Source organism: Micromonospora humida, from assembly GCF_016901255.1.
GTDB lineage: Bacteria > Actinomycetota > Actinomycetes > Mycobacteriales > Micromonosporaceae > Micromonospora > Micromonospora wenchangensis.
Map to the genome: position 1 here is coordinate 511,154 of NZ_JAFEUC010000003.1, position 23,458 is coordinate 534,611.

The window sequence follows — 23,458 nt, forward strand, 5'->3', positions numbered from 1 at the left end:
CCGCCGTGGTTCTGCGGTGAGGTATGCGTCACCCGTTTCCCGGCCCGGCGGCGCGGAAACCCGTGCCGGCGCGGGCGGTCACCCGCGACCGGACGCCGGGAACGGCGTGGCAGAAAGCGGCGAAGTCCGATGAAAGCTCAGGAAAGGGTCAACCGGCGCAGCGTGTCGCCCGGACCCACCCGGTAGATGTCCAACCGGTTCGCGCCGGCCCGGAACAGATGGTCGTCGGGGAGGAACGCGGCGAACCGGCGACCCCCCGGGTCCGGGGTAACCACCGGGACGACCGCGCCGATCCGGCCGTTGACGGCGACGGCGAGCAGCGTGCCGTCCGGCACCTGCGGGGGCACGGAACCCCACACCAGGGCCGGTAGCTCGCCCGCCGCCGGATCGACGTGGTCGAACGCGCCCAGGTGCGCCACCGAGGCGGTGCCACCCGACGGCTTCTCCCCCACCGTCGTACCCACCAGCGGATGCGGGGCGGGCGGCGCGGGCCGGGCGGGCACCCCGCCGGGAAGGACCACCCGCTCACCGGGCCGGTCGTAGAAGTACTTCTCGGTCCGCTCCCGGGGCGGCTGCTGCGCCGAACGCCCGTCGAGCCGCCACGGGACCCGCACGTGCACCTCGTCGGCGATGGTGGGCAGCAGGTCCACGTGCTCCCAGTTGCGGTCGTCGACCCGGCCGGCGCGCTGGCCGGGCTGCTTGACGAACAGCGGCACCCAGGCCACCTCGCCGGGCGCATGCGTGATCGCGTCCATCCCCCGGCCCTGCCAGTCCCGGGTGAAACTCACCCCGTGGTCGGCAGTGAGCACGACCAGCGACCTGTCGTACAGGCCGGTGGCGCGCAGCGTGCGCAGCGTCTCGCCGAGCAGCCTGTCGGTGTACCGCAGCTGGGCCAGGTGCCGGGCCCGGGCCAGCTCCACCCAGCCGGCACCGTCGTTGGGCAGGTCGTCCGGCGCGTCGTAGCGCGCCCCGGACGGCAGGTACGCCCACGGCGGGTGCGGCATCAGCAGGTGCAGGAAGTGCAGGGTCGGCCGGTCGGACGGGCGCAGCCCGGCGAGGAAGCTGGTGAACCGGGCCGGCTGGTTGTCGTTCAGGCTGTCCCAGCGGAACTTCGGGTCGGCGGGGACCGGCTCGGCGGCGTCCAGGCCCACCTCGGCGGCGGTCTGCTCCCGGTAGGACTCCTGCGGGTCGATGCGGCTGTCCACCGGGGCGGCGATCCGGCCCAGCAGCGCGCCGCTCTCCCGTACCAGCACCCCGAGCCCCTGCTCGGGGGCGACCGGCTGGTCGCACCGACTGGGCGGGCAGAGCCGGGTGATGCTCTCCTGGGCGCGGATGTCGTACAGGCCGCCGAGGGCGGTGAAGAGGTTGTCCGGGTAGTGCGAGTAGTGCGGGGCCGACGGGGTCGACGGGTACCGTCCGGTCAGCATCGCCGGCAGCGCGTACGGCGTCCACCCGCTGACCCCGGTGGCGTTGCGGTACCAGGTCGACCCGCCGGCCAGCTCGGCGAAGTTCGGGTAGCGGGTCGCGTCGATCCGCCCGTCCGGGCCGAGCAGCGAGACCAGCGGCAACTCGTCAAGGACGATCATGACGACCGGCGGGTGGGAACCCGGCCCGGCCACCCCGGCGGCGCCCTCGTGCGCGCGGGGCAGCACCACTGCCGAGGCCGGTGAGGCGAACAGGAACAACCCGACGAAGACCAGCGGCCCGAGGGCCGCCACCCGCAACACCCGGCCGAGCACCGACCAGCGCCGGTACGCCACCGCCCCACCCGCCCCGACCAGCGCCGCCACCACCAGCAGCGGTACGCCCCGCAGCGGCGTCACCTGCCGGCCCGCCTGCACCGCCAACGCGGCCAGCAGCAGCCCGACCAACACCGTGTGGGCGCCCGCCCGGACCCGGACGCCGGCCAGCCGGGTAGCCGCCCCGAGCAGCACCACCGCCGCACCGGGCACCAGCGCCACCACCGCCACCAGCGCCAGGACGTCCCCGCTGGTGGCCCGGTGGAACAGGAAGAAGTCGGGGCTGCGCCCGAGCACGTCGAGCAGGGGCTGGGTGACCACCAGACCGACCAGGGCCATCACCTCGTACGCCCGGCGCAGCTCCACCCGCCAGCCGCCCGGGGCGGGCGGGCGGTCCGGTACCGGCGGCGCGGTGGGCGTCGGCCGCCGGAGCGCGGTGCCGGTCGGGGAAGGCTCAGCCATCCACCACCGCCTGGTAGAGCGTCCGGGTGCCGCAGGGCAGTTCCTGCTGGCGTTCGACGCGGCAGCGGGCGGCGAGCAGCCGGGCGAACTCGTCGCGGTGGTAGTCGGGGAAGAGCCCGGCCGGTTTGTTCGCCAACAGCCGCCGCGCCATCGGGTCCTGCGGGTGGACGAACTCCACCACCAGCCGTCCACCGGGTCGGACGTAGCCGGCCAGTTGCCCGATCACCTCGGCCAGCGGCACGTTGCGGCCGATCGCCAGATGGTGCACCACGGCGAGGGCGAGCACCACGTCGGCGTGGGCGCGGTCGGCGAACCCGGCCCGTTCCACGCCCCGCCAGCCGCCGCCGGGCGACGGGTCGGCGAGGTCCATCACCAGCGGCAGGATGCGCTGGTCGCCCTCGGCGCGCAGCGCCCGGTAGAGGGCGTCCACCACGGCCGGGTCCTGCTCGACGGCGACCACCCGGGCGGCGTGCCGGGCGGCGATCCGCGCGTACCGGCCGTCGTTGGCGCCGAGGTCGAGCACCAGCCCGGCGTCGACACCCGCCACCGCCGCCTCGACAAAACCCTCCTTGGCCGCCCGGTCCGCCGTGGTGTAGCCACAGGTGCGCTGGTAGTCGACCCAGTGGCCGCCGTCGACCCGACGGTCCAGCCGGCGGACCAACCGCGCCAACCGGCGTACGGTGGCCAGCGCCAGGTCCCGCGAGTAGCCGGCGTCGCGCAGCTGGGCGGCGACGGCGCTGCTGCTGGCCCCGGCGTGCCGGGCCTGCATCGCGCCGTGCAGGTGCACGTGCGTCGGCACCCCGGGCAGCAGCCGGCGGACGCCCCGGAACAGCGGGCGGAGCTGGTCGGCCTCGATGCCGTCGACCCGGGCCCGCAGCCAGGGCTGGAAGTTCACGCCGAGGTGGGCCTGGAGCAGCAGCGGGTAGAGCAGGGTCTGGCAGAACTGCCGGTAGCCGGCCCACGGTTCGCCCTCGGTCAGCGGCGCGAACGAGCCGACGTCGATGAAGACCGGGGTGGCGCCGCGCCACTGGAGGTTGTAGGCCGACCCGTCCTTGGTGGTGAACCCCGCCTCGAGGGCCCGGCGCAGGATCTCCAGGTGCAGCAGGGCGGCGTCGCGCAGCATGCCGAACGACCACTCGTAGGGGTGCGAGACGAACGGGATGCGCTCGTGCCGCAGCACCGTCGTCCACCCGGTGTCCGGTAGCGTCGCCGGGTCGACCGGGGCGGTGCCGCAGACCTTGCCCTCGGCGAGCAGCGCGGCGAAGAACCCGCTGCCGGAGAGCGCCTGCCAATCGGCGGCACCCTGCGGGCCGAGGCCGCGCAGCACCTGGTCGCCCAGGTGGAAGACCCGGTTGGCGGGGTCGCGGAAGGAGCCGGGTTCCGGCCGGATGCGCAGGTCGGCGGCGGTCATCGGTACGCTCCCGGTCAGTTGCCGGCCGGCTGGCGCGGCTGCCGGTCGGCCCGGGCCGCCTCGGCCGGTGCCGTGGCGGGCCGGTCGGTCACGGTGGCGGTCTGGTCGGTCACGGTGGCGCCGGGCTGGCCGGACGCGGGGGCTGCGGCCTGGCCGCCGGGCTGGCCGGACGCGGGGGCCTCGGTGGGCTCGGCGGACCCGCGCCGGAACCGGGCCGCCACCCGCCGCCAGTAGAGCTTCGCGGCGACCGCCGCGCCCGCTGTCCCGCCGACCACCGCCTGCACGATCAGGCTGCCGGACCCCGCGTCCAGGTAGGCCAGGTGCATCATCGGCCCGCTCCCTTCCTTCGCCGTCAATGGACCGCCGCCAGGTACGCCACATGAGGCATTTACACCTTAAAGACGGTTTGCTCCCCTGACACCGTACGTCGTCCGGTCCTGCCGCGAGGGGGACATGGTTTCCTCGGCCCGGTCCGTTCCGTTCAAGACCCCGCGGCGGCGTCCGCCCTACCCTGGCCACATGACGCCCCGCTTCGACCTCATCGGCACCGCGGTCAACGACATGGCCCGCACCCTGGACTTCTACCGCCGGCTCGGGCTGGACATCCCCGCCGACGCCGACCACGAGGACCACGTCGAGGTCACCCTGCCCGGTGGGCTGCGGCTGGCCTGGGACACCGTGACGATGCTGTGCGGTTTCCACCCCGACTGGACGCCGCCCAGCGGCAGCCCGCGCGCCAGCCTCGCCTTTCTGTGCGCCGACCCGGCCGAGGTGGACCGGTACTGGACCGCGCTCACCGAGGCGGGTTTCCACGGCGAGGTCGCCCCGTGGGACGCGGTCTGGGGCCAGCGGTACGCGATCCTGCACGACCCGGACGGCAACGGCGTGGACCTCTTCGCGCCCCTCGACGCCACGCCCCTCGACGCCGCGCCCCCCGCCGGCACGCCCGACACCGCATCCCCCGGACCGAGCTGACCCACCGGCCACCCCTTCCCGGGCACGGAGCCGACGCCGCACCCGGGCGCGGCGTCGGCCAGGGTCGGGGCGACCTCGCCAGAGCCGCATCGATCCGGGTAAGCGCACCCACCCTGCACCGAGGACCGGCGGGCTCCCGGCCGGCCGCGCACGGGCGCGATTCGTTGACGCCATCAGCTCGAAAGGGTCCGCACTGCACAACCCCACCCCCTCGCCGCGCCCATCGGGACGGGCAACGGGTGGGGTGGACCGAGGTGGCCGGGGTCGGCCCGACGGTCACGTCACCACGCTGTCGGCGGCGAACCTCGGGACCACCGCCGTGACCCGGGACGACCCCGAGAGCACCACGGCGGCCCCGGGCCACCAGCGCAGCCCGCAGCCCGTAGCCACCTCCGGATCGCAGGCATCATCGAAACGCCGGCCCTCGCGCCCGTCGGGCCCGGTCACGGGGGACTCGGGAACCCGGCCGCTCCGGGGTGACGCGGGTGGTCAGCGGGCGAGCAGGGTGGTCGGTGCGACGCCGGCCAGGTCCCGGACGTCGCGGGTGAAGTGGGCCTGGTCGGCGTAACCGGCACGGGCGGCCACCTCGGCCAGGCCGACGCCGCGACGGGCCAGCGCCAGGGCGCGGTGCAACCGCAGGATCCGGGCGAGGGTCTTGGGGCCGTACCCGAAGAGGGTCCGGCTGCGCCGGTGCAGGGCGCGCGGGCCGAGGTCGACCTCGGCGGCGGTCGCGGTGACCGTGGCGCCGGCGGCGAGCAGCGCGGCCACCCGGGGGCCGAGCGGGTCGACGCCGCCTCCCCGGGCGAGCCGGTCGACGGCGATCGCGGCCAGCGCGGCGGCGGTGGGCGACGCGCCGAGCTGCTCGGTGAGCCGGACGGCGTCCCGCCCCCAGAGGGCGTCGAGGGGCACCCGGCGGTCCCGCAGTTCGTCGGCGGGGACGCCGAAGACGGCCGGGCCCACCCCGGGCGGCAGCCGGACCCCGCGCCACCGTTCTCCGGGTGCCGACACGCTGAGCTGCGCCGTGCGGTCCGGGCCGGCGACCAGCAGCCCCGAGCGGCTGGACCAGAGCAGGTCGAGACAACCGTCGGGCAGCACCCGGGTCGGCGGGGCGTCCGGGCGGCTCTCGCTGGCCCAGAGCACCGCTGCGTCGATCACCCCGGCGGGTCGTTCCCGGTACACGGTCCCAGCCTGCCACGCCACCGGCCGCCCGCCGCGCCGCGACACCGTGGCGACCCGGGAACCGGACGACGACGGACACCGCAACAGGCCCGACATCCGTACGTCATCGACGCGGCCACCAATCCATAACATCCTCGGGTTCACGTTCTCGCAGCTCTTGTGCAGGGCGAACGTTTGTGCAACTGTCATCACCTCGATTGAGCAATCGTTTGCGCAAAGGGGGTGTGGCCGGTGCGGATCGCGGTTCTGGCAACCGGTGGGACGATCGCGTCGCGGTGGGACCCCGACGAGGGCCTGGCCGTGACCGACTCCGTCACGGACCTGCTGAAGAACGTCCTGGGCACGACCGACGCGGAGATCCACGGCTTCGACCTGTCCTGCCGGCCGAGCTTCACGCTCTCCCTGGACGACATGCTGACCACCGTCCGGGCGGTACGGGCCAAGCTCGACGACGGGTTCACCGGCGTGGTCGTCACCCACGGCACCGACACGCTGGAGGAGGCCGCCTACCTGACCGGGCAGTTCACCGGCCCCGACGCCCGGGTCGTGCTGACCGGGGCCCAGCGCGGCGCCGACGAGCCCGACTCCGACGCCGGACGCAACCTCGCCGACGCGATCCGGGTGGTCACCGCACCCCGGCCGCTCGGCGCGGCGACGGTCATGGGCGGCGTCGCGTACGCCGCGGTGGAGAGCCGCAAGGTGCACACCTCGGCGGTGTCGGCGTTCTCCGGCGGTACCGCCGGCGTGCTGGCCCTGGTCGACCCGGACGGCGTGCTGCGGGTCTCCACCGCCACCCGGGGCGGGCACTACGCCCACCTGCCGATCCCCACCCGACTGCCCCGGGTGGACCTGGTCAAGCTCGTCGCGGGCGCGGACGGCACCCACCTGCGCGCGTCGCTGCACGCCGGTGCCGCCGGCATCGTGGTCGAGGCGTTCGGCGCGGGCAACGCCCCACCCGCGGTCGCCGAGGCCATCGCGGAGGCCGGCCGACGCGGCGTACCCGTGGTCATCACCAGCCGGACCGGGGCGGGCCGGGTCCGCCCGGTCTACGCCGGCGGCGGGGCGACCCTCGCCCGCGCCGGCGCGCTGTTCGCCGGTGACCTCACCGGCACCCAGGCCCGGGTCGCGTTGGCCCTCGCCCTGGCCGTCGAAGAACCCGGCGCCGTGCCGGAAGCCCTGCGCACCATGGTGGAAGGACGTCGCGCGTGAAGACCGAAGCAGTGACCATGAACGGGTACGGCGGCCCCGAGACGCTCACCCTCACCGAGGTCGACCTGCCCGAACCCGGCCCCGACGAGGTCCTGCTGCGGGTGCTCGCGGTCGCCGTCAACCACCTCGACGCCGACCTGCGCAGCGGGGTGTCCCGGATGCCGCTGCGGCTGCCGCACGTGCTCGGCCGCGAGGTCGTCGGCGTGGTGGAACGGCTCGGCTCCCGGGTCACCGGCCGGGCCCCGGGCGACCGCGTGCTGGTGCTGCCCAACACGCCCTGCGGGAGCTGCCCCCGCTGCCTGACCGGGCGGGCCAACCTCTGCCCGAACGCCGACATGCCCGGCATCACCAGGTGGGGCGGGTACGCCCGGCACGCGGTGGCCCCGGCGCGCGGCCTGCTGGACATCGGCGACCTCGACCCGGTGGTCGCCGCCGCCACCCCGATCTCCTTCGGCACCGCCTGGCGCACCCTGTACTCCATCGGTCGGCTCGCCCCCGGCGAGTGGGTCCTCGCCCCCGGCGCCGCCGGTGGGCTCGGGCACGCGGTGGTGCAGCTCGCCAAGCTCGGCGGCGCCCGGGTGGTCGGCCTCATCGGCGACCCGGCGAAGGCCGACTTCGTCTCCTCGCTCGGCGCGGACGCGGTGCTGAGCACCCGGAATCCCGACTGGGCCGCCGAGGCCCGGGAGATCACCGGGGGCGCGGGCTTCGACGTGATCGTCGAACACATCGGCGGCGACGTCTTCGAGGCCGCGCTGGGCACCCTCGCCCCCACCGGCCGGCTGATCGTCGGCGGCGGCCACGCCGGGGAGCACCCGCACCTCGACCTCATCGAGACCTTCCGCAACGAGTACGAGCTGCGCGGCTCGCGCAGCCAGCGTCCCGACGAGATCGCCCGGGTGCTGGGGCTGGTCGCGGCGGGACAGCTCGCCCCCCGGGTCGACGCGGTCCTGTCGTTGGCCGACGCCGGCCGGGCCCACCAGGCGCTCGCCGACCGGCGGGTGCTCGGCAAGCAGGTGATCGCGCCGTGACCGGGCACCGGCGGTCCGACGCCCACGACGACGTGCTGGCCACGCTCGTCGCCGGTGCCGTCGAGGCCGCCGACACACTGCTGGCCACCGGCACCGGGCAGGTGCTGGTGCGGCAGGTGGCGGCCCGGCTGACCGCCAACGCCGTCGCGGCCCACGGGCACCTGCCCGCCGGGCTGGACACCGCCGGCGACCCGGACGGCCCGTGCAGCCTGCTGGCCGCGCCGGGCGGGACGGACGAGCCGGCGCGGGCCGCCGCGGTGACGGCGGCGGCGATCACCGTCAGCCAGTGCGACGAGGGGCTGCGCGAATCCCGGGGGCACCCGGGGCTGCACGCGTACGCCGCCGCCCTGGCCGCCGCCGAGGTCGACGACCGCAGCCTGCGGGTGTTCCTGCGGGCGCTGGCGGTCGGCTGGGAGGTGGGTGCCCGACTCGGGCTGCTGCTCGGCGCGCCCCGCCCCGGGGTGCACCCGCACGGTGGGTGGGGCGTCGGCGCGGCGGCGGCCGCCGCCGGGACCGTCGCCGGGCAGGACGCCGCCGGACTGGCCGCGACGGTGAACCTGGCGCTGACCGTGGCGCTGGCCGGGCCGGAGGCCGACACCCGGCGGGGGCATGCCGCCCACTACCTGCTGCCCGCCCTCGGCACCGCCAACGGGCTGACCGTCGCCCGGCTCGCCGACGCCGGGTTCCCGGCCACCGGCCCGGCGCTGCCCCACCTCGGCCGGACCGTCCACCAGGGCGGCACCGACCGGCCGGTGGACGCCGCGCTGCTGTCCCGGCCGCTGCTGCCCGACGTGTACTTCAAGCCGGTCGGGGTGTGCGCGCACACCCTGACCGCCTGGACGGTGGCCCGCGCCATGGCCCGGGACCTGCCCGCCGACGAGGTGGCGGCGGTGACCGTGCACACCTACGCGGGGGCGGCCCTACTCGCCGAGCGGCGGCCGGCCGGCCGGCTGGCCCGCCAGTTCAGCATCCCGTGGGTGGTGGCCTGCGGACTGCTCGGCACCGACCCGGGCGCCCCGGACGGGACGGCGGACGACTGGCAGACCCGCGCCGCCCGGCTCGCCGAGCGGGTCACCGTACGCCACGACCCCGGGCTGGACCAGGGATATCCGGCGGGTCGGCCGGCGGTGGTGGAGGTGACGACCCACGGCGGTGCCCGGCTGGGCGGGCGGGCCCGGTTCCACCACGGCGACCGGGAGGACCCGATGACGGCCGACGACCTGGCCGCCGTCGACGCCGCGCTGCTGCGCACCCCGGGGGTGCCGGCGGGGGCGGCCGAGCTGCTGCACGGGCTGGCCCGCGCGCCCGGGGCGACCCGACTGCGAGACCTCACCGCGCTCGTGCGCGGCGGGGCACCGAATCCGAACGGCGGTCCGCCGCCGGTTCCCGCTGGGGCCGGCCGATCCGGCAGAAAGGACACGACGACATGGTGATCAGAGTCGAACCCGGCACCGAGCGGGACTTCATCGGCTACGGCGGGGACCTGCCCCGCGTCGAGTGGCCCGGTGGCGCCCGGGTGGCGGTGAGCCTGTGCCTCAACTACGAGGAGGGCGCCGAACACAGCCTCCTCGACGGTGACAGCGTCAACGAGTGGGTCGGTGAGATCTCGTACACGCCGACCAGCGCCGAGCACCGGGACCTGTCCCAGGAGTCGGTCTACGAGTACGGCAGCCGGGCCGGCGCATGGCGGCTGCTGCGGCTGTTCGACCGCACGCAGACCCCGGTGACCGTCTACGGCTGCGCCGAGGCGCTGGCCCGTAACCGGCCGCTGACCAGGGCGTTCGTCGACGCCGGGCACGAGATCTGCTCGCACGGCCTGCGCTGGCGGGAGCCGTCGGGGATGACCGAGGACGAGGAACGCGCCGAGATCCGGCAGGCGGTGGCGACGATCACCGAGCTGTGCGGGGAACGCCCGGTCGGCTGGTACTCCCGGTACGCCCCGTCGGACCGGACCCGCCGGCTGCTGGTCGAAGAAGGCGGCTTCCGGTACGACTCCAACGCCTACAACGACGACCTGCCGTACTGGGTGCAGGTGGCCGACCAGCGGCACCTGGTGGTGCCGTACACGCACACGTACAACGACGGCCGGTTCGCCTTCAGCCCCGGCTACGGCAACCCGACGGACTTCTTCGAGAACTGCCGGCGGGGCATCGAGTACCTGTGGGAGGAGGGCGAGACCTCCCCCAAGATGATCTCGATCGGGCTGCACGCCCGGCTGATCGGCCAGGCCGGGCGGGCCTCCGCGCTGCGGGACCTCATCGCCTGGGCCCAGGACCTGCCCGGCGTCTGGTTCGCCAGGCGGCGCGACATCGCCGACTGGTGGCACCACAACTACTCCGACCTGCCGGCCCACGGAGGGCAGTGACCATGCGCATCGAGATCGACAACGTGGCCAAGGGGTATCCCCGGGCCGACGGGAGCCGACTGTCGGTGGTCGGCAGCCTCAGCACCACGATCGAGGCGCAGGAGTTCGTCTGCGTGATCGGGCCGAGCGGATGCGGCAAGTCGACGCTGCTCGGCCTGCTCGGCGGGCTGCGCCGACCGGACGACGGGGAGATCCGCTTCGTCGGCGAGCGCACCGCCGCCGGCCCGCTCACCTCGATCGTCTGGCAGGACTACGCGCTGATCCCGTGGCGGTCCATCGCCGACAACGTCGGCTTCGGGCTGGAGCTGCGCGGGGTGCCCGCCGCCCGGCGGCGGGAGGTCGCCCGGGAGCACCTGACGATGATGGGCATCGAGGCGTTCGCCGACAACAAGCCGCACGAGTTGTCAGGCGGCATGCGCCAGCGGGCCGGGATCGCCCGGGCCCTGGCCAGCGACCCCGAGGTCCTGCTGATGGACGAACCGTTCGCGGCGGTGGACGCCCAGACCCGCACGCTGCTGCAGGACGAGCTGCTCCAGGTCTGGTCGAAGCACCGCAAGACGGTCCTGTTCATCACGCACAGCATCGAGGAGGCGCTGCTGCTGGCGGACCGGATCATCGTGCTCGGGCCCCGGCCGACCCGGGTCGTCGAGGAGATCCGGGTGCCGTTCCCCCGGCCGCGTACCCGCGACGTCGAGTTGGACCCGCGGTTCACCGAGTTGAAACGCCACCTGTGGGCGCAGTTGCGGGACGCCACCCTGGCGGCCGAGTGGGCGGAAGCGAAGGGGGACCGATGAGCGAGCAGAGCGTGCCGACCCGGGAGCGGGCGACCGACGAACCCGTGGTCCGCTACGCGGTGGACCCCCGCGCGGAACGCCCGCCGGGTCGCGGCTTCAAGCTGCTCAGCAGCGGGCTGGGCAGCATGGTGCCGGTGGTCGTGGTGCTGGCGCTGTGGCAGGGCGGCAGCATGGCCGGGCTGATCGACAAGACCTTCTTCCCGGCCCCGTCGGAGTGCGTGCAGGCGCTGGTCGACCTGTTCTCCTCCGGGGAGCTGCTGCCGAACATCGGGATCACCGCCCAGCGCATCCTGCTCGGTTTCCTGCTCGGCGTGATCCCGGCGACGCTGCTGGGCATCGCGATGGGACGGTCGCGGTGGGTGCGGGTGCTGATCGATCCGCTGATCGCCATCACGTACCCGATCCCGGTGGTGGCGATCCTGCCGCTGCTGCTGGTCATCTTCGGTACCGGCGGACGGCCGATCGTGGTGCTCGCCGGCATCATCTCGTTCTTCCCGGCGGTGGTGAACGCGATGTCCGGGGTGCTCCAGGTCGACGAGCGGCTGATCCTGATGGCCCGCAACCTGGGTGCCGGCCGGCAGCAGATCCTCTGGAAGATCGTCCTGCCGGGCGCCCTGCCGTCCATCTTCGCCGGTATCCGGCTGGCCGCGGGGCTCGCCCTGCTGGGCACCATCGCCGGTGAGTTCCTCGCCGCCAGCGACGGCGTCGGGTCGATGACCTGGCGTTACTGGCAGATCTATCAGATCGACAACATGTACGCCACGCTCGCGGTGATCGCGGCGATGGGCTTTTTCCTCACCACGGTGACGCTGCGCGTGCAGCGGCGCTTCTTCAGCTGGACGGAGGGCCAATCATGACAATCAAGCGGATCACGACAATCAAGCAAAAAGGTGTCATCGCCGCGCTGTTGGGGGCGAGCCTGCTGCTCGGCACCGCGGCCTGCGGTGACGACGCGGAGTCGACGGGAGCCGGCGGCACCGACAAGGTGACGGTCAACTCGCTGGAGATCCTCTCGCTGGCCCCGATGATGGTGGCCGACGCGAAGGGCTTCTTCGGCAAGCACAAGGTCGAGGTGGAGTTCAGCAACGCGGACATCTACTCCCGGCTCGCGGTGCAGGGTCAGGGCAAGCTGGACGTGAACATCCCGGGCACCGGTGGCGCGCTGTTCAACGCGGTCAACCAGGGGCTGCGGGTGCGGGCGGTGGCCGACCGGCAGCAGTACCGGTGCGCCTCGGACAACCTCCTGCTGGCCCGGACCCAGGCCTTCGACGGCGGGCTGAAGAGCGTGGCCGACCTCAAGGGCAAGAAGGTCGCCATCCTGGCCAAGGGTTCGACCACCGAGTACTGGCTGGACCGGGCGCTGGGTGAGGTCGGGTTGAAGCAGTCCGACCTGGGGCAGATCGTCACCCTGAGCTACCCGGACACGGCCAACGCGCTCAAGAGCGGTGCGGTGGACGCCGGCTTCGTGGTGCAGCCGCTGGCGTACCAGCTCATCACCGACGGGCAGGCCAAGCGGGTGCTGGCGATGAACGAGGTGGCCCCGAACCAGGAGCAGGGCCTGATCACCATGTCGCAGGACTTCATCAGCAAGCGGCCCGAGGTCGCGGCCCGGTGGATGGCCGGCTGGCTGGAGGGCGTGCGCTACTACCAGGACCCGGCCAACAAGGACGACGTGATCAAGATCGTGGCCGAGCGGACCAAGGTGCCGGCGGAGACGATCACCAAGCTGTACGGCACCGACCAGTGGCCGTACATGGACCCGAACGGTCGGGTGGACACCGCCACGGTGGTCGCCGAGGACGGCAAGTGGCTGCTCGACAACAAGATCATCGAGAAGCTGCCGGAGGTCGGCGAGTGGCACGACGGTTCCGTCGTCGACGCCGCCCTGAAGATCGTCGGCGAGGTGCCGGCCAACCGCGACTGCGGCAGCGTCCAGAAGCTGGAGTCCTGATGTTTCCCCGTCCGAGCCGGCTGGCCGAGGTGCTGCGCGACGGTGGCGTCGCCCTCGGCAGCCTGACCCTGCTCCAGGAACCGGCGATCGGCGAGATCCTCGGCGTCCTCGGCTACGACTTCCTGGTCGTCGACACCGAGCACGCCGCGGCCGACGAGCAGAGCGTGCTGGCGATGGTCCGGGCGGCCGGCTCGGCGGGGACCACCCCGCTGGTCCGGCTACGCCGGATCGAGGAGAAGGACCTGCTCTGGTCCCTGGACAGCGGCGCCGGCGGGGTGGTGCTGCCGCTGGTGGAGACCGGCGCGCAGGCCGTCGAGGCGGCCCGGTTGACCCACTACCCGCCGGTCGGTGACCGGACGCTGTGCTCGGCGGCGCGGGCCGCCGGGCACGGCACCGCCCGGGGCGACTTCGACCGCTACCTGACCTGGGCCGGGCAGAACACCACCGTCGTCGCCCTGGTCGAGACCCCCACCGGCCTGGCCAACCTCGACGACATCCTCGCCGCCGACCTCGACGTGCTGATGCTCGGCCGGGCCGACCTGTCGGTCAAGCTGGGCCTGGGCTACCAGCCCACCCACCCGGAGGTGGAGAAGCACGCGGTCGACTTCGTCGAGCGGGTCGTCGCCGCCGGCCGGGTCGCCGGCATGCTGGCCTACTCCGCCGAGGAGGCCCGCCGCTGGATCGACCGGGGCGTCCGCTTCGTCGTCTACTCCCAGCCGGAGATGCTGCTCTCCGACGCCTACCGACGGGCCCGCGACGAGATCCTCGGCGGTACGTCGTGAGCCTGCTGGTGACCGGCGGAGCCAGCGGCATCGGCGCGGCGGTGGTCGCCACCGCCCGCGCCCGGGGCGAGACGGTGCACGTGCTGGACGTCTCCACCGGCGTGGACGCCGCCGACCCGGTCGCGGTGGGCGAGTTCGTCGACGCGATCGGCACCCCGCGCCGGGTGGCCCACCTGGCCGGGGTGGTCAGCGCCGGTGGCATCGAACAGACCAGCCTCGCCGAGTGGGAACGCACCCTGCGCAACAACCTCACCGCCGCGTTCGTCGTCTCCCAGGCCGTGGTGCCCCGGATGGCGGCGGCCGGCGGCGGGTCGCTGGTGCTGATGAGCAGCCTCAACGCCCGCGACGGCGGCACCCGGCTGTCGGGCACGGCGTACGCGGCGGCGAAGGCGGGGGTGCTGGGCCTGATGCGGCACCTGGCCGTCGACTTCGGACCGCAGGGGGTACGGGTCAACGCCGTCGCGCCCGGCCCGGTGGCCACCCCGATGCACGACCGGCTCACCGCCGAGCAGAAGGCGGGGTTGCGGGCCCGGATGCCGCTGGGCCGGATCTCCTCGGCGCAGGAGATCGCCGACATCGTGCTGTTCCTGCTCTCCGATTCCTGCGCCACGGTCACCGGCATGACCTTCGATGTGAACGGGGGCAGTCATCTCAGCTAGGTTGCCGGGTACGGGTACCGGTCCGGCACGGGAGGCACAGTGAACAAGCGGGTGACCCTGCGCGATGTCGCCAGCCTCACCGGGGTGCACGTCTCCACGGTCTCCCGGGTGCTGCGCGGCGACGACGTGCGGGTCGCCCCGGCGACCGCGACCCGGATCGTGGAGGCCGCCAAGCAGCTCGGGTTCCACCGGGACCGTTGGGCGGCCAGCCTGCGCAGCGGCAAGACCGGGGTGATCGGCGTGCTGGTCCCCCGGATCACCGACATCGTGCTGGCCACCGTCTTCGAGGGCATCGACGCCGCCGCTGCCGCCGCCGGCTACCAGGCGGTGGTGAGCAGCAGTTGGGACGACGACGAGGCGCGGGCGGTGCGCATCCAGCGGTTGATCGGGGAACGGGTGGACGGGCTGATCATCGGTGACGCCCGCCGCAACGATCCGATGCTGGCCCGGCTGGCCGCCGACGGGGTGCCGTTCGTGCTGGTCAGTCGGGCCTCCCGGGGTTTCCCGTCGGTGACCGGCCGGGACCGCCTCGGTGGTCGGCTCGCCGCCGAGCACCTGATCGACGTGGGCTGCCGGCGGCTGGCGGTGATCGCCGGTCCCGGGCACGCCAGCACCGCCGCCGACCGGGTCGCGGGCTTCCTCGCCACGGCGAAGGCCCGGGGTGTGCCGGTCGACCCCCGGTGGGTTGCACCGTCCACCTTCGACGTCGCCGGTGGGGCCTCGGCGATGGCCGAACTGCTGGACACCGGTCGCCCCGACGGGGTCTTCGCGGTCAACGACTTCGCCGCCATCGGGGCGATGGGCACCCTGCGCGACCACGGCCTGCGGGTCGGCCGGGAGGTGGCGGTGGTCGGGTACAACGACATCGACGTGGACGCCCAACTCCTGGTGCCGCTCACCTCGATCCGTACGCCGCTGCGGGACATGGGCTCGCAAGCCCTGCACGCCCTGCTCACCCTACTCGGTTCGGGCAGCACCACGTCGGTACGGCTGGACCCGGAACTGATCGTCCGGGCGACCACCGCCGACTTCTCCCCCGGGGTCACGGAGGCGGTGGCGCGTACCGTCGTGCTGCCCGAGGTGCCCCACGGGGGACATCCGCGAGAACATCCCGCAGGCGTGGTGGTCACACCGGTGAACTGAGGCCCGCCCGGACCGGGTCGTCCCCGCCCCGCGCCGCCCGGACCGGTCCTGCGGGCCCCGCACCGCACGGCCCGTGCCGGCTGTCCGGCCGTGCGGGCGGGGCACGGAGATCGCGACGCGCCACCGCCCGGCCGGTCAGGCCCGGTGGTGGTGCATCGCCAGGCGCAGCAGCAGGAACCGCAGCGCCGTCGCGGCGAGGTTCGCGACCACCAGCACGGCCAGTTCGACCGGCCGGGACGGGGTGCCGACCGCGTGCAGGGCGGCGAGCGCGCCGCTGGTCAACGCCAGGCCGAGGGCGAAGGCGAGCAACCCCTGCAGGTGGTGGCGGCCGGCGGACCGCCGGCCGGTGATGCCGAAGGTGAGCCGCCGGTTCGCCGCCGTGTTGCCCACCGCCGTCACCAGCAACGCCAGCAGGTTCGCCGGTTGCGCACCGAGCATCCCCCGGGTCGCCACGAACAGCACCAGGTACGCCACCGTGCTGACCACGCCGACCAGGGCGAACCGGGCCAACTGGCCGGGCAGCCCGGCCGGCACCCGCGCCGGTGCGGCGGCCAGCGGTGCCCGGCCCCACTGGGCGCGCAGCGCGGCCAGCGGCAACGCCCCGGTGACCAGGGCCCGCCCCAGCCGGCCGATGCCGCGCAGGTCGGCCAGGGCGGTGGCCACGATGTCGACCCGGCTGTCCGGGTCGTCGACCCAGTCCACCGGCACCTCGTGGATGCGCAGTCCGGCGCGCTGGGCGAGCACCAGCAGCTCGGTGTCGAAGAACCAACCGGTGTCCTGCACCAGCGGCAGCAGCTCCCGGGCCACGTCGGCGCGGATGGCCTTGAAGCCGCACTGCGCGTCGGAGAACCGGGCGGCGAGAGCGCCCCGCAGCAGCAGGTTGTAGGCCCGGGAGATCACCTCCCGTTTGGCGCCCCGCACCACCCGGGAGGTCCGGGCCAGCCGGGTGCCGATGGCGAGGTCCGAGTGGCCGGAGATGAGCGGGGCGACCAGCGGCAGCAACGCGGCCAGGTCGGTCGACAGGTCCACGTCCATGTACGCCAGCACCGGGGCGTCCGACGCCGACCAGGCGACCCGCAGCGCCCGGCCGCGTCCCTTGGCGCTCAGGTGCCGTACCTCGACGTGCGGGAGTTCGGCGGCCAGCGCCTCGGCCACGGCGAGGGTGCCGTCGACGCTGGCGTTGTCCGCCACGGTGATCCGGAACGGGTACGGGAAGTGCGCGCTCAGGTGCTCGTGCAGCCGACGTACGCAGGGACCGAGGTCGGCCTCCTCGTTGTAGACCGGCACCACCACGTCGAGCACGGCGGTCGGGGTGCCGGTCCGGGTCTGCACGGCGGGCCGGGGGCTGCCGATCGTGGTCATCCCTGTGCCTCCTGTCCGGCGTCGGTCAGGTCGTAGACGGTGACCCCGTCGACGGTCTGCGCGGTGAAGTTCTCGGTGACCCAGGTGGCGATCTCCTGGGAGGCGGAGCTGCCCCCGTTGGCCCGGAAGCCGCCCCCGCCGACGAAGTAGTGGATCTTCCCGGCGGCCACGTACTCCTGGAACCGGGCCAGGGTGGGTGACGGGTCGCTGCCGTTGAAGCCGCCGACCGCCATCACCGGCCGGCCGGTGGCGAGCTGGTAGCCGGAGGCGTTGTTGGAGCCGACGGTCGCCGCCATCCAGGTGTAGTCGTCGGCGTCGGCCGTCAGCAGCGCCTTCAGCGCGGCGCTCGGCTCCCGGGAGTCGAGCAGGCCGCCCATCCCGCCGGCCATGCGTCCCTGGCCACCCCTCGTACGCCCACCGTCCTGACCGGTTCCGCTGTTCGGACCGGCACCGCCGTCCTGGCCGGGGCCGCCGTCCTGGCCGGGGAAGCCGGGGAACTGGCCGGTGCCGCCGTTGGCGGTACCGCCGGGGAAGCCGGGGGGCTGACCGTTCCGACCGGTGCCGCCGTCCCGGTTGCCGCCCGGGAAGCCGCCGCCACCGGGGAACTCCATGCCGTTGCCCATCCGACCACCGGGCCCGCCACGACCCGGGCCGAAGCCGCCCTGCACGGCCGGGCCGGCGCTCGGGATGGACCCGGTGTGCGGGGTGCCGGCGGTCTGCGCCGCGTACGCCGCCGGGCCGGCCAGCGCGGCCGACGCGCCGAGCGCCAGCACCACCGGCACCAGACGCCGGGGCAGCCGGCGGGCGAGCAGAATCAGCACCGCCACGGCGAGCCCGACGACCAGCACCACCGACCGTAGCCAGGGCTGGAAGTCGACGCTGCGACCGAGCAGCCGCCACGACCACCAGGCGGTCACCGCGAGGGCGCCGGCCAGGGCACCGGTGGCGAACCACCCCCGCCACCGGCGGGACCGGCGACCGCCGGTCGCCGACGTGGTCGCGGGGTCGGCAGCGGAGCCGGTCCCGGCGGTGGTCGCGGGGTCGGCACCAGGGCCGGTCCCGGCGTCGACACCCGGGGCGGCGATATGCCCGGCGGGCACCGTGGCACCGGTGACCGGGGTGACGGGTCCGACGGCGGCCCGGCGCTCCCGCCAGAGCAGGACGGTGCCGATGCCGACCAGCGCGCCGACCGCCGGGGCCAGGGCGACGGTGTAGTACGCGTGGAAGATGCCGGACATGAAGCTGAAGATCAGCCCGGTGACCAGCAGCCAGCCGCCCCACAGCAGCAGCCCGGCGCGACGGCGGTCGGTGCGGGCCGCCCGGCCGGCCAGCACCAGGCCGGCGACGAGCAGGATCAGGGCGGCCGGCAGCAGCCAGGAGATCTGGCCGCCGACCTCGGTGTCGAACATCCGCAACCAGCCGGTCTGCCCGGAGAACGGTCCACCGCCACCGCCCATCCGGCCGCCGCCGACGCTGCCCTCCTCGTCACCGGTGATCCGGCCGAGGCCGTTGTAGCCGAGGGTCAGCTCCAGGATGCTGTTGGTCTGCGACCCGCCGACGTACGGCCGGGCGCTGGCCGGGACCAGTTCCACGGTGGCCACCCACCAGCCGGCGGCGACGACCAGCCCCAGGCCGGCCAGCAGCAACTGCCGGATCCGCCGCCAGAAGCCGGTCGGCGCGGCCAGCAGGTAGACCCCGGCGAAGACCGGGACCACCAGGAACGCCTGGAGCATCTTGGTGAGGAAGCCGAAGCCGACCAGCACCCCGACCAGCACGATCCACCGGGTGCTGGCCGTCTCCACCGCCCGCACCGTGGCGTACGCGCCGAGCACGAGCAACAGGACCAGCAGCGCGTCCGGGTTGTTGAAGCGGAACATCAGGGTGGCGACCGGGGTGAGCGCCAGGACCGTCCCGGCGATCAGCCCGGCGGCCGGGCCGTACCAGCGGCGGACGGTGGCGTACAGGACGCCGACCGAGGCGACGCCGAGCAGCGCCTGCGGCACCAGGATCGCCCAGCTGTTCAATCCGAAGATCCGTACCGACAGGGCCATCAGCCACAGCGCGGCCGGCGTCTTGTCGACGGTGATCGAGTTGGCCGCGTCGGAGGAGCCGTAGAAGAACGCCTTCCAGCTCTCGGAGCCGGCCTGCACCGCCGCCGAGTAGAACGAGTTCGCCCAGCCGGACTCCCCCAGGCCCCACAGGTAGAGCAGGCCGGTGCCGAGCAGCAGTACCGCCAGCGCGGGCCTGACCCAGCGCGGGTCGCGGCGGGTCGCAGCGCCGCCGTCCGGGTGCGACGACGCCGAGCGGGCCGGCGGTGCGGTCGCGGTGGCGCGCGGGCCCGACGGGGGTGCGGTCGCGGTGTCGTCCGGCGGGTCGGCCGGCGTCGTCAGCAGGCTCTCGGTTCTGTCCATGCGGCCAGCCTCGACCAGCGGGTTGGGGCCGCCCCGTGACCGAGCTATGCGTGGGCTGTGGAATCCGGCGGCGCGGGCGCGACCGGTTGCGGCGGCACGGGCGTGGCGCGGTCCGGGGGCGTCGGGGTGGCCGGCAGCCGGACGGTGAAGACCGTCCGGCCCGGCCGGCTCTCCAGGGCGACGGTGCCGTGGTGGGCCTCCACCACGGCGGCCACGATGGCCAGGCCGAGGCCGGTGCTGCCGTGCTGCCGGGACCGTGAGCTGTCGCCCCGGGCGAACCGTTCGAAGACCTCGTCGCGCAGCTCCGGGGGCACCCCGGGGCCGTCGTCGGTGACGCTGAGTTCCACCGCGTCGGGTACCGGGGCGATGCGGGTGGTGACGGTGGTGCCGGGCGGGGTGTGCACCCGCGCGTTGGCGAGCAGGTTCGCCACCACCTGGTGCAGCCGGACGGCGTCGCCGGGCACCTCCACCGCCTCGTCGGGCAGGTCGAGCTGCCAGCGGTGTCCGTCGCCGGCCACGTGCGCGTCGCTGACCGCGTCGACCACCAGCGCGGTCAGGTCGACCGGCCCGGTGGCCAGCGGCCGGCCGGAGTCCAGCCGGGCCAGCAGCAGCAGGTCGTCGACGAGACTGGTCATCCGGGTGCTGGCGGATTCGACCCGGCGCAGCGCGTGGGCCACGTCCGGCGGTACCCGGTCCCGGCCCCGCCGGGCCACCTCGGCGTAGCCCCGGATCGCGGCCAGCGGGGTCCGCAGCTCGTGCGAGGCGTCGGCGACGAACTGGCGTACCCGGGTCTCGCTGGCCTGGCGGGCGGCGAGCGCGGCGGCGACGTGGCCCAGCATCCGGTTCAGCGCCGCGCCGACCTGCCCCACCTCGGTACGCGGGTCGGTGTCGACGGCGGGCACCCGCACCGACAGCGCCACCTCGCCCCGGTCCAGGGGCAGTTCGGCGACCCGCCCGGCGGTGGCCGCCACCCGGTGCAGCGGGCGCAGCGTGGCCCGGACGATCAGCGCGCCCAGGCTGCCGGCGATGAGCAGGCCGGCGGTGGCGACGCCGGCCTGGGCGACGACCATCCACCAGACGGTCTCCTGCACGGGGCGCAGCGGGATGGCGAAGACCAGGGTGTCGCCGCCGGGAACCTGGCGGGCCACCGCCCGGTAGTCGCCGCGCTCGCCGAGGTCGACGGTGTGCGGCCTGCTGTCGGCGGGCAGCCCGGTCAGCGGGGCGACGTCGGCGGCGGCGAGCGCCTCGGTCGCGCCGGAGGCGCTGCGGATGCGGGCCGACGGCTGCTCCTGCGGGACGGTCCGCATCCCGATCGAGCCGACCGGGTACGTCGGTGGCGGGTCGGGTTGTCCCTGCCGGCCGGTGGCCTGGTCGAGGGGGCGGGGCTGGCCCGGGGTCCGGTCCCAGGGCAGCCGGCTGTCGAAGCGGCGGTTGTCCCCGGCGAGCTGGGTGTCGACCTGGTTGATCAGGAAGTGCCGTAGCGCGACCGTGGTCAGCCCGCCGATGCCGATGCTGACCAGCGCCAGCAGCGCGACCACGGTGAGCACCAGCCGGCGGCGCAGGGACCAGCCCGCCAACCGGTGACGCCGCTGGCCGCCGGCCAGCCGGCGGCGGAGGCGACCGACCGGGTCACGGCGCGGGTTTGAGGACATAGCCGGCGCCGCGCAGGGTGTGGATCATCGGCGCGCGCCCCACGTCGATCTTCTTGCGCAGGTACGAGATGTACAGCTCGACCACGTTGGCCTGCCCGCCGAAGTCGTAGTTCCACACCCGGTCGAGGATCTGCGCCTTGCTGAGCACCCGACGCGGGTTGCGCATCAGGTAGCGCAGCAGTTCGAACTCGGTGGCGGTCAGGGTGATCAGGTCGTCGCCCCGGCGTACCTCGTGGCTGTCCTCGTCGAGGGTGAGGTCGCCGACGGTGAGCACGGCCTCCTCCCGGGCGGTCACCGCGAAGCCGGTACGCCGCAGCAGGGCGCGCAGCCGGGCGATGACCTCCTCCAGGCTGAACGGCTTGGTGACGTAGTCGTCGCCGCCGACGGTGAGGCCGGCGATCCGTTCCTCGACGGCGTCGCGGGCGGTCAGGAAGAGCACCGGCACGGTCGGGGTCTGCTCGCGCAGCCGGCGCAGCACCTGGAAGCCGTCCAGGTCGGGGAGCATCACGTCGAGCACCACCGCGTCGGGCTGGAACTGCCGGGCCGCGCTCAGCGCCGCCATCCCGTTGCCCGCGCTGCGCACCTGCCACCCCTCGTAGCGCAGCGCCATCGACAGCAGGTCGGTCAGGGTGGGTTCGTCGTCGACCACCAGTACCCGGACGGGTTCGCCGTCGGGGCGGCGCAACTCGATCCGGTGCGGTGCGGTCTGCCCCTCGGTCACCATGCCCCCATCGTGGGACCGGTTACTGGCGCTGCCCTGTGCGCATCCTGTGCGCCCGCTGTGCGCGCGGCCCCGCTCGACCGTACCCGGCCCGGCGGCGTCGGGGGGCGGTTCCCCGGATCGCGCCCGGCCACCGACGGGCCGGTTCGGCGTGCGGCTACTGGCTCATGCCGGTCGGGTAGGTGTGCACGAAGGACATCGTCCACTGGTCGTCGCCGGCCGGCTGGTCCCGCTGGTAGAGGTGGTCGGGACCGCCCCCGCCGGGGGCCGGCGGGGCGTCCGGGTGGCGCAGCACCCAGCGGGCGGGCGGCACCCCCGCCGGGTCGGCCGGCAGGACCCGGACCAGGTCGTGGGCCGGCCCACCGACGAAGCGTACGGTCACCTCGCCCATCGGGGCCTCCCTCCGGCGGCCGGCGGTCGCGGGCCACTGACGGCAAGCTACCGCACCAGGGGTCGGGCCGGGGTGGCCCGACCGTGTCCACCGGCGTGGGATCGGGTCCACGGGGCGGGGCGGGCACGGTTTGCCCAGCACAGCGGCCGGGTACCGGCTCGACAGCGCCATCGCCACCCCGGCGACGCGGTCGGCATGGACAGGAGCGGGTCGATGAGGACGCTGGCCGGGCGGTACCAGCTCGAACAGCGCATCGGCATGGGTGGGATGTCGGAGGTCTGGCGGGCCCACGACGTCGTCCTGGACCGGCCGGTCGCGGTGAAGCTGATGTCCCCCGCCCACCGGGGCGAGCAGACCTCGGTCGAGCGGATCAGGGCCGAGGCCCGGTCCGCCGCCCGGCTGGTGCACCCCAACGTCGCCAGCGTCCACGACTTCGGCACCTCGACGGCCCTGCCCGGCCGGGAGATGCCGTACATCGTGATGGAGCTGGTGGAGGGCGAGACCCTCGCCGCGCACCTGCGGGCCGGCCCGTTGGACTGGCGGATCGCGGTCCGGGTCTGCGCCGAGGTGGCCGCCGCGCTCGCGGCGGCGCACGCCCACGGGATCGTGCACCGCGACGTCAAACCGGCCAACGTGATGCTCACCCCGTCGGGGGCGAAGGTGCTCGACTTCGGTATCGCGACCCCGGCCGGCGCACCCGACCACAGCCCGGACGGCATGCTGATGGGGACTCCGGCGTACCTGGCCCCGGAGCAGTTCGACAGGCAGCCGGCCACCCCCGCCGCCGACATGTACGCCGTCGGTGTCCTGCTCTACTACTGCCTCACCGCACGGCTGCCGTACGCGGCCGGGACCACCGCCACCCAGCTGGTCGGGTCCCGGCGGAAGATCACGCCGGAGCCGTTGCCGCCGGTCGCGGGACTCCCGGCCGAGGTGGCCGACCTGTGCCGGCGCTGTCTCGCCGACGACCCGTGCGAGCGGCCCAGCAGTCTGGTGGCGGCGCTGGAGCTGGCGGAGGTGGTCGACGCCCGGGTCTACGTGCCGATGCTGGCCTCGGTGCCCCGGCCGCGCACCGCGCCGGTGTCGCCGTGGACCGAACGGGCGGCCGCCGAGGAGACCGAGGCGGTGGCGCTGCACGACTGGTCCCGGACCGGACCGGTCTGATCCGGGCCGTCGGCGCGCCGGGCGGGCGTTTCACCCGTTCGTGGCCGGGAACCCGGCCGA

21 protein-coding genes are annotated in these 23,458 nt (G+C 74.6%); 12 read left to right on the forward strand and 9 right to left on the reverse strand.

Going from position 1 to position 23,458, the window contains the following annotated elements:
- Positions 1–137: 137 nt before the first annotated feature.
- Genes JQX11_RS09290 through JQX11_RS09300 form a run of 3 tightly spaced genes read right to left on the reverse strand, consistent with a single transcriptional unit; the run spans position 138 to position 3,941 of the window.
- Positions 138–2,201, reverse strand: coding sequence for a sulfatase-like hydrolase/transferase (locus JQX11_RS09290; RefSeq protein WP_204924562.1), 2,064 nt, complete (start codon positions 2,199–2,201; stop codon positions 138–140).
- Entirely contained in the window at positions 2,194–3,612 is a 1,419-nt protein-coding gene (locus JQX11_RS09295; protein ID WP_204924563.1) for a methyltransferase, read from the reverse strand. The genes JQX11_RS09290 and JQX11_RS09295 overlap by 8 nt, the downstream gene beginning before the upstream one ends.
- 14 nt (positions 3,613–3,626) lie before the next feature.
- Positions 3,627–3,941 carry a hypothetical protein gene (locus tag JQX11_RS09300; RefSeq protein ID WP_204924667.1) on the reverse strand — a complete coding sequence of 105 codons (315 nt, stop codon included), beginning with the start codon at positions 3,939–3,941 and terminating at the stop codon, positions 3,627–3,629.
- A gap of 190 nt (positions 3,942–4,131) precedes the next feature.
- Between JQX11_RS09300 and JQX11_RS09305 the strand changes: the two genes are divergently transcribed.
- Positions 4,132–4,587 (forward strand): VOC family protein, encoded by a 456-nt coding sequence (locus tag JQX11_RS09305; protein WP_204924564.1) that lies wholly within the window; start codon positions 4,132–4,134, stop codon positions 4,585–4,587.
- A 489-nt stretch (positions 4,588–5,076) separates the two neighbouring features.
- On the opposite strand, the gene JQX11_RS09310 is transcribed toward JQX11_RS09305, so the two are convergent.
- Entirely contained in the window at positions 5,077–5,766 is a 690-nt protein-coding gene (locus JQX11_RS09310) for a helix-turn-helix domain-containing protein (RefSeq protein ID WP_307826127.1), read from the reverse strand.
- A gap of 231 nt (positions 5,767–5,997) precedes the next feature.
- Here JQX11_RS09310 and JQX11_RS09315 point away from each other — a divergent pair, with 231 nt between their 5' ends.
- From JQX11_RS09315 to JQX11_RS09360, 10 genes are read left to right on the forward strand one after another with little or no spacing between them, the layout of a single operon-like run.
- A complete protein-coding gene (locus JQX11_RS09315; RefSeq protein WP_204924566.1) occupies positions 5,998–6,975 on the forward strand; it encodes an asparaginase in 978 nt (325 codons plus the stop codon).
- A complete protein-coding gene (locus JQX11_RS09320) occupies positions 6,972–8,003 on the forward strand; it encodes a quinone oxidoreductase family protein (RefSeq protein WP_204924567.1) in 1,032 nt (343 codons plus the stop codon). Before JQX11_RS09315 ends, JQX11_RS09320 begins: the two co-directional genes overlap by 4 nt.
- A complete protein-coding gene (locus tag JQX11_RS09325; protein ID WP_204924568.1) occupies positions 8,000–9,436 on the forward strand; it encodes an MmgE/PrpD family protein in 1,437 nt (478 codons plus the stop codon). Before JQX11_RS09320 ends, JQX11_RS09325 begins: the two co-directional genes overlap by 4 nt.
- The gene (locus tag JQX11_RS09330; protein WP_204924569.1) at positions 9,430–10,368 is read left to right on the forward strand and encodes a polysaccharide deacetylase family protein; all 939 of its coding nucleotides are present in this window, start codon (positions 9,430–9,432) and stop codon (positions 10,366–10,368) included. The genes JQX11_RS09325 and JQX11_RS09330 overlap by 7 nt, the downstream gene beginning before the upstream one ends.
- A 2-nt stretch (positions 10,369–10,370) precedes the next feature.
- Positions 10,371–11,162, forward strand: a complete 792-nt coding sequence (locus tag JQX11_RS09335) for an ABC transporter ATP-binding protein (RefSeq protein ID WP_232377477.1) — start codon at positions 10,371–10,373, stop codon at positions 11,160–11,162.
- On the forward strand, positions 11,159–12,019 hold the full coding sequence (locus JQX11_RS09340; RefSeq protein ID WP_204924571.1) for an ABC transporter permease: 861 nt from the start codon (positions 11,159–11,161) through the stop codon (positions 12,017–12,019). Before JQX11_RS09335 ends, JQX11_RS09340 begins: the two co-directional genes overlap by 4 nt.
- Positions 12,016–13,113: an ABC transporter substrate-binding protein gene (locus JQX11_RS09345; protein WP_204924572.1), complete on the forward strand. Its 1,098-nt coding sequence runs from the start codon at positions 12,016–12,018 to the stop codon at positions 13,111–13,113. Before JQX11_RS09340 ends, JQX11_RS09345 begins: the two co-directional genes overlap by 4 nt.
- Positions 13,113–13,895, forward strand: a complete 783-nt coding sequence (locus JQX11_RS09350; protein ID WP_204924573.1) for an HpcH/HpaI aldolase family protein — start codon at positions 13,113–13,115, stop codon at positions 13,893–13,895. Before JQX11_RS09345 ends, JQX11_RS09350 begins: the two co-directional genes overlap by 1 nt.
- The gene (locus tag JQX11_RS09355; RefSeq protein WP_204924574.1) at positions 13,892–14,554 is read left to right on the forward strand and encodes an SDR family NAD(P)-dependent oxidoreductase; all 663 of its coding nucleotides are present in this window, start codon (positions 13,892–13,894) and stop codon (positions 14,552–14,554) included. Before JQX11_RS09350 ends, JQX11_RS09355 begins: the two co-directional genes overlap by 4 nt.
- A gap of 39 nt (positions 14,555–14,593) precedes the next feature.
- A complete protein-coding gene (locus JQX11_RS09360; protein WP_204924575.1) occupies positions 14,594–15,697 on the forward strand; it encodes a LacI family DNA-binding transcriptional regulator in 1,104 nt (367 codons plus the stop codon).
- Positions 15,698–15,832: 135 nt separating this feature from the next.
- On the opposite strand, the gene JQX11_RS09365 is transcribed toward JQX11_RS09360, so the two are convergent.
- The 5 genes from JQX11_RS09365 to JQX11_RS09385 all read right to left on the reverse strand — a co-directional run bounded on the left by JQX11_RS09365 (position 15,833) and on the right by JQX11_RS09385 (position 22,234).
- Positions 15,833–17,059, reverse strand: a complete 1,227-nt coding sequence (locus JQX11_RS09365) for a bifunctional glycosyltransferase family 2/GtrA family protein (protein WP_204924576.1) — start codon at positions 17,057–17,059, stop codon at positions 15,833–15,835.
- Complete coding sequence (locus JQX11_RS09370; RefSeq protein WP_204924577.1) at positions 17,056–19,470, reverse strand: glycosyltransferase family 39 protein; 2,415 nt, start codon at positions 19,468–19,470, stop codon at positions 17,056–17,058. The genes JQX11_RS09365 and JQX11_RS09370 overlap by 4 nt, the downstream gene beginning before the upstream one ends.
- A gap of 44 nt (positions 19,471–19,514) precedes the next feature.
- Positions 19,515–21,047, reverse strand: a complete 1,533-nt coding sequence (locus JQX11_RS09375) for a sensor histidine kinase (protein WP_232377607.1) — start codon at positions 21,045–21,047, stop codon at positions 19,515–19,517.
- Positions 21,048–21,099: 52 nt separating this feature from the next.
- Complete coding sequence (locus tag JQX11_RS09380; RefSeq protein ID WP_204924579.1) at positions 21,100–21,846, reverse strand: response regulator transcription factor; 747 nt, start codon at positions 21,844–21,846, stop codon at positions 21,100–21,102.
- A gap of 154 nt (positions 21,847–22,000) precedes the next feature.
- Positions 22,001–22,234, reverse strand: a complete 234-nt coding sequence (locus JQX11_RS09385) for a DUF8847 domain-containing protein (protein ID WP_204924580.1) — start codon at positions 22,232–22,234, stop codon at positions 22,001–22,003.
- Between the two features lie 213 nt (positions 22,235–22,447).
- On the opposite strand from JQX11_RS09385, the gene JQX11_RS09390 reads away from it, so the two are divergent.
- Entirely contained in the window at positions 22,448–23,398 is a 951-nt protein-coding gene (locus JQX11_RS09390; RefSeq protein WP_204924581.1) for a serine/threonine-protein kinase, read from the forward strand.
- The last annotated feature ends 60 nt before the right edge of the window (positions 23,399–23,458 follow it).

Bases quoted from the DNA above. Each gene is read 5' to 3' on its own strand.
- JQX11_RS09290 (WP_204924562.1), bottom strand. From the start codon at position 2,201: ATGGCTGAGCCTTCCCCGACCGGCACCGCGCTCCGGCGGCCGACGCCC.
- JQX11_RS09295 (WP_204924563.1), bottom strand. From the start codon at position 3,612: ATGACCGCCGCCGACCTGCGCATCCGGCCGGAACCCGGCTCCTTCCGC.
- JQX11_RS09300 (WP_204924667.1), bottom strand. From the start codon at position 3,941: ATGATGCACCTGGCCTACCTGGACGCGGGGTCCGGCAGCCTGATCGTG.
- JQX11_RS09305 (WP_204924564.1), top strand. From the start codon at position 4,132: ATGACGCCCCGCTTCGACCTCATCGGCACCGCGGTCAACGACATGGCC.
- JQX11_RS09330 (WP_204924569.1), top strand. From the start codon at position 9,430: ATGGTGATCAGAGTCGAACCCGGCACCGAGCGGGACTTCATCGGCTAC.
- JQX11_RS09335 (WP_232377477.1), top strand. From the start codon at position 10,371: ATGCGCATCGAGATCGACAACGTGGCCAAGGGGTATCCCCGGGCCGAC.
- JQX11_RS09340 (WP_204924571.1), top strand. From the start codon at position 11,159: ATGAGCGAGCAGAGCGTGCCGACCCGGGAGCGGGCGACCGACGAACCC.
- JQX11_RS09345 (WP_204924572.1), top strand. From the start codon at position 12,016: ATGACAATCAAGCGGATCACGACAATCAAGCAAAAAGGTGTCATCGCC.
- JQX11_RS09350 (WP_204924573.1), top strand. From the start codon at position 13,113: ATGTTTCCCCGTCCGAGCCGGCTGGCCGAGGTGCTGCGCGACGGTGGC.
- JQX11_RS09365 (WP_204924576.1), bottom strand. From the start codon at position 17,059: ATGACCACGATCGGCAGCCCCCGGCCCGCCGTGCAGACCCGGACCGGC.
- JQX11_RS09370 (WP_204924577.1), bottom strand. From the start codon at position 19,470: ATGGACAGAACCGAGAGCCTGCTGACGACGCCGGCCGACCCGCCGGAC.
- JQX11_RS09380 (WP_204924579.1), bottom strand. From the start codon at position 21,846: ATGGTGACCGAGGGGCAGACCGCACCGCACCGGATCGAGTTGCGCCGC.
- JQX11_RS09385 (WP_204924580.1), bottom strand. From the start codon at position 22,234: ATGGGCGAGGTGACCGTACGCTTCGTCGGTGGGCCGGCCCACGACCTG.
- JQX11_RS09390 (WP_204924581.1), top strand. From the start codon at position 22,448: ATGAGGACGCTGGCCGGGCGGTACCAGCTCGAACAGCGCATCGGCATG.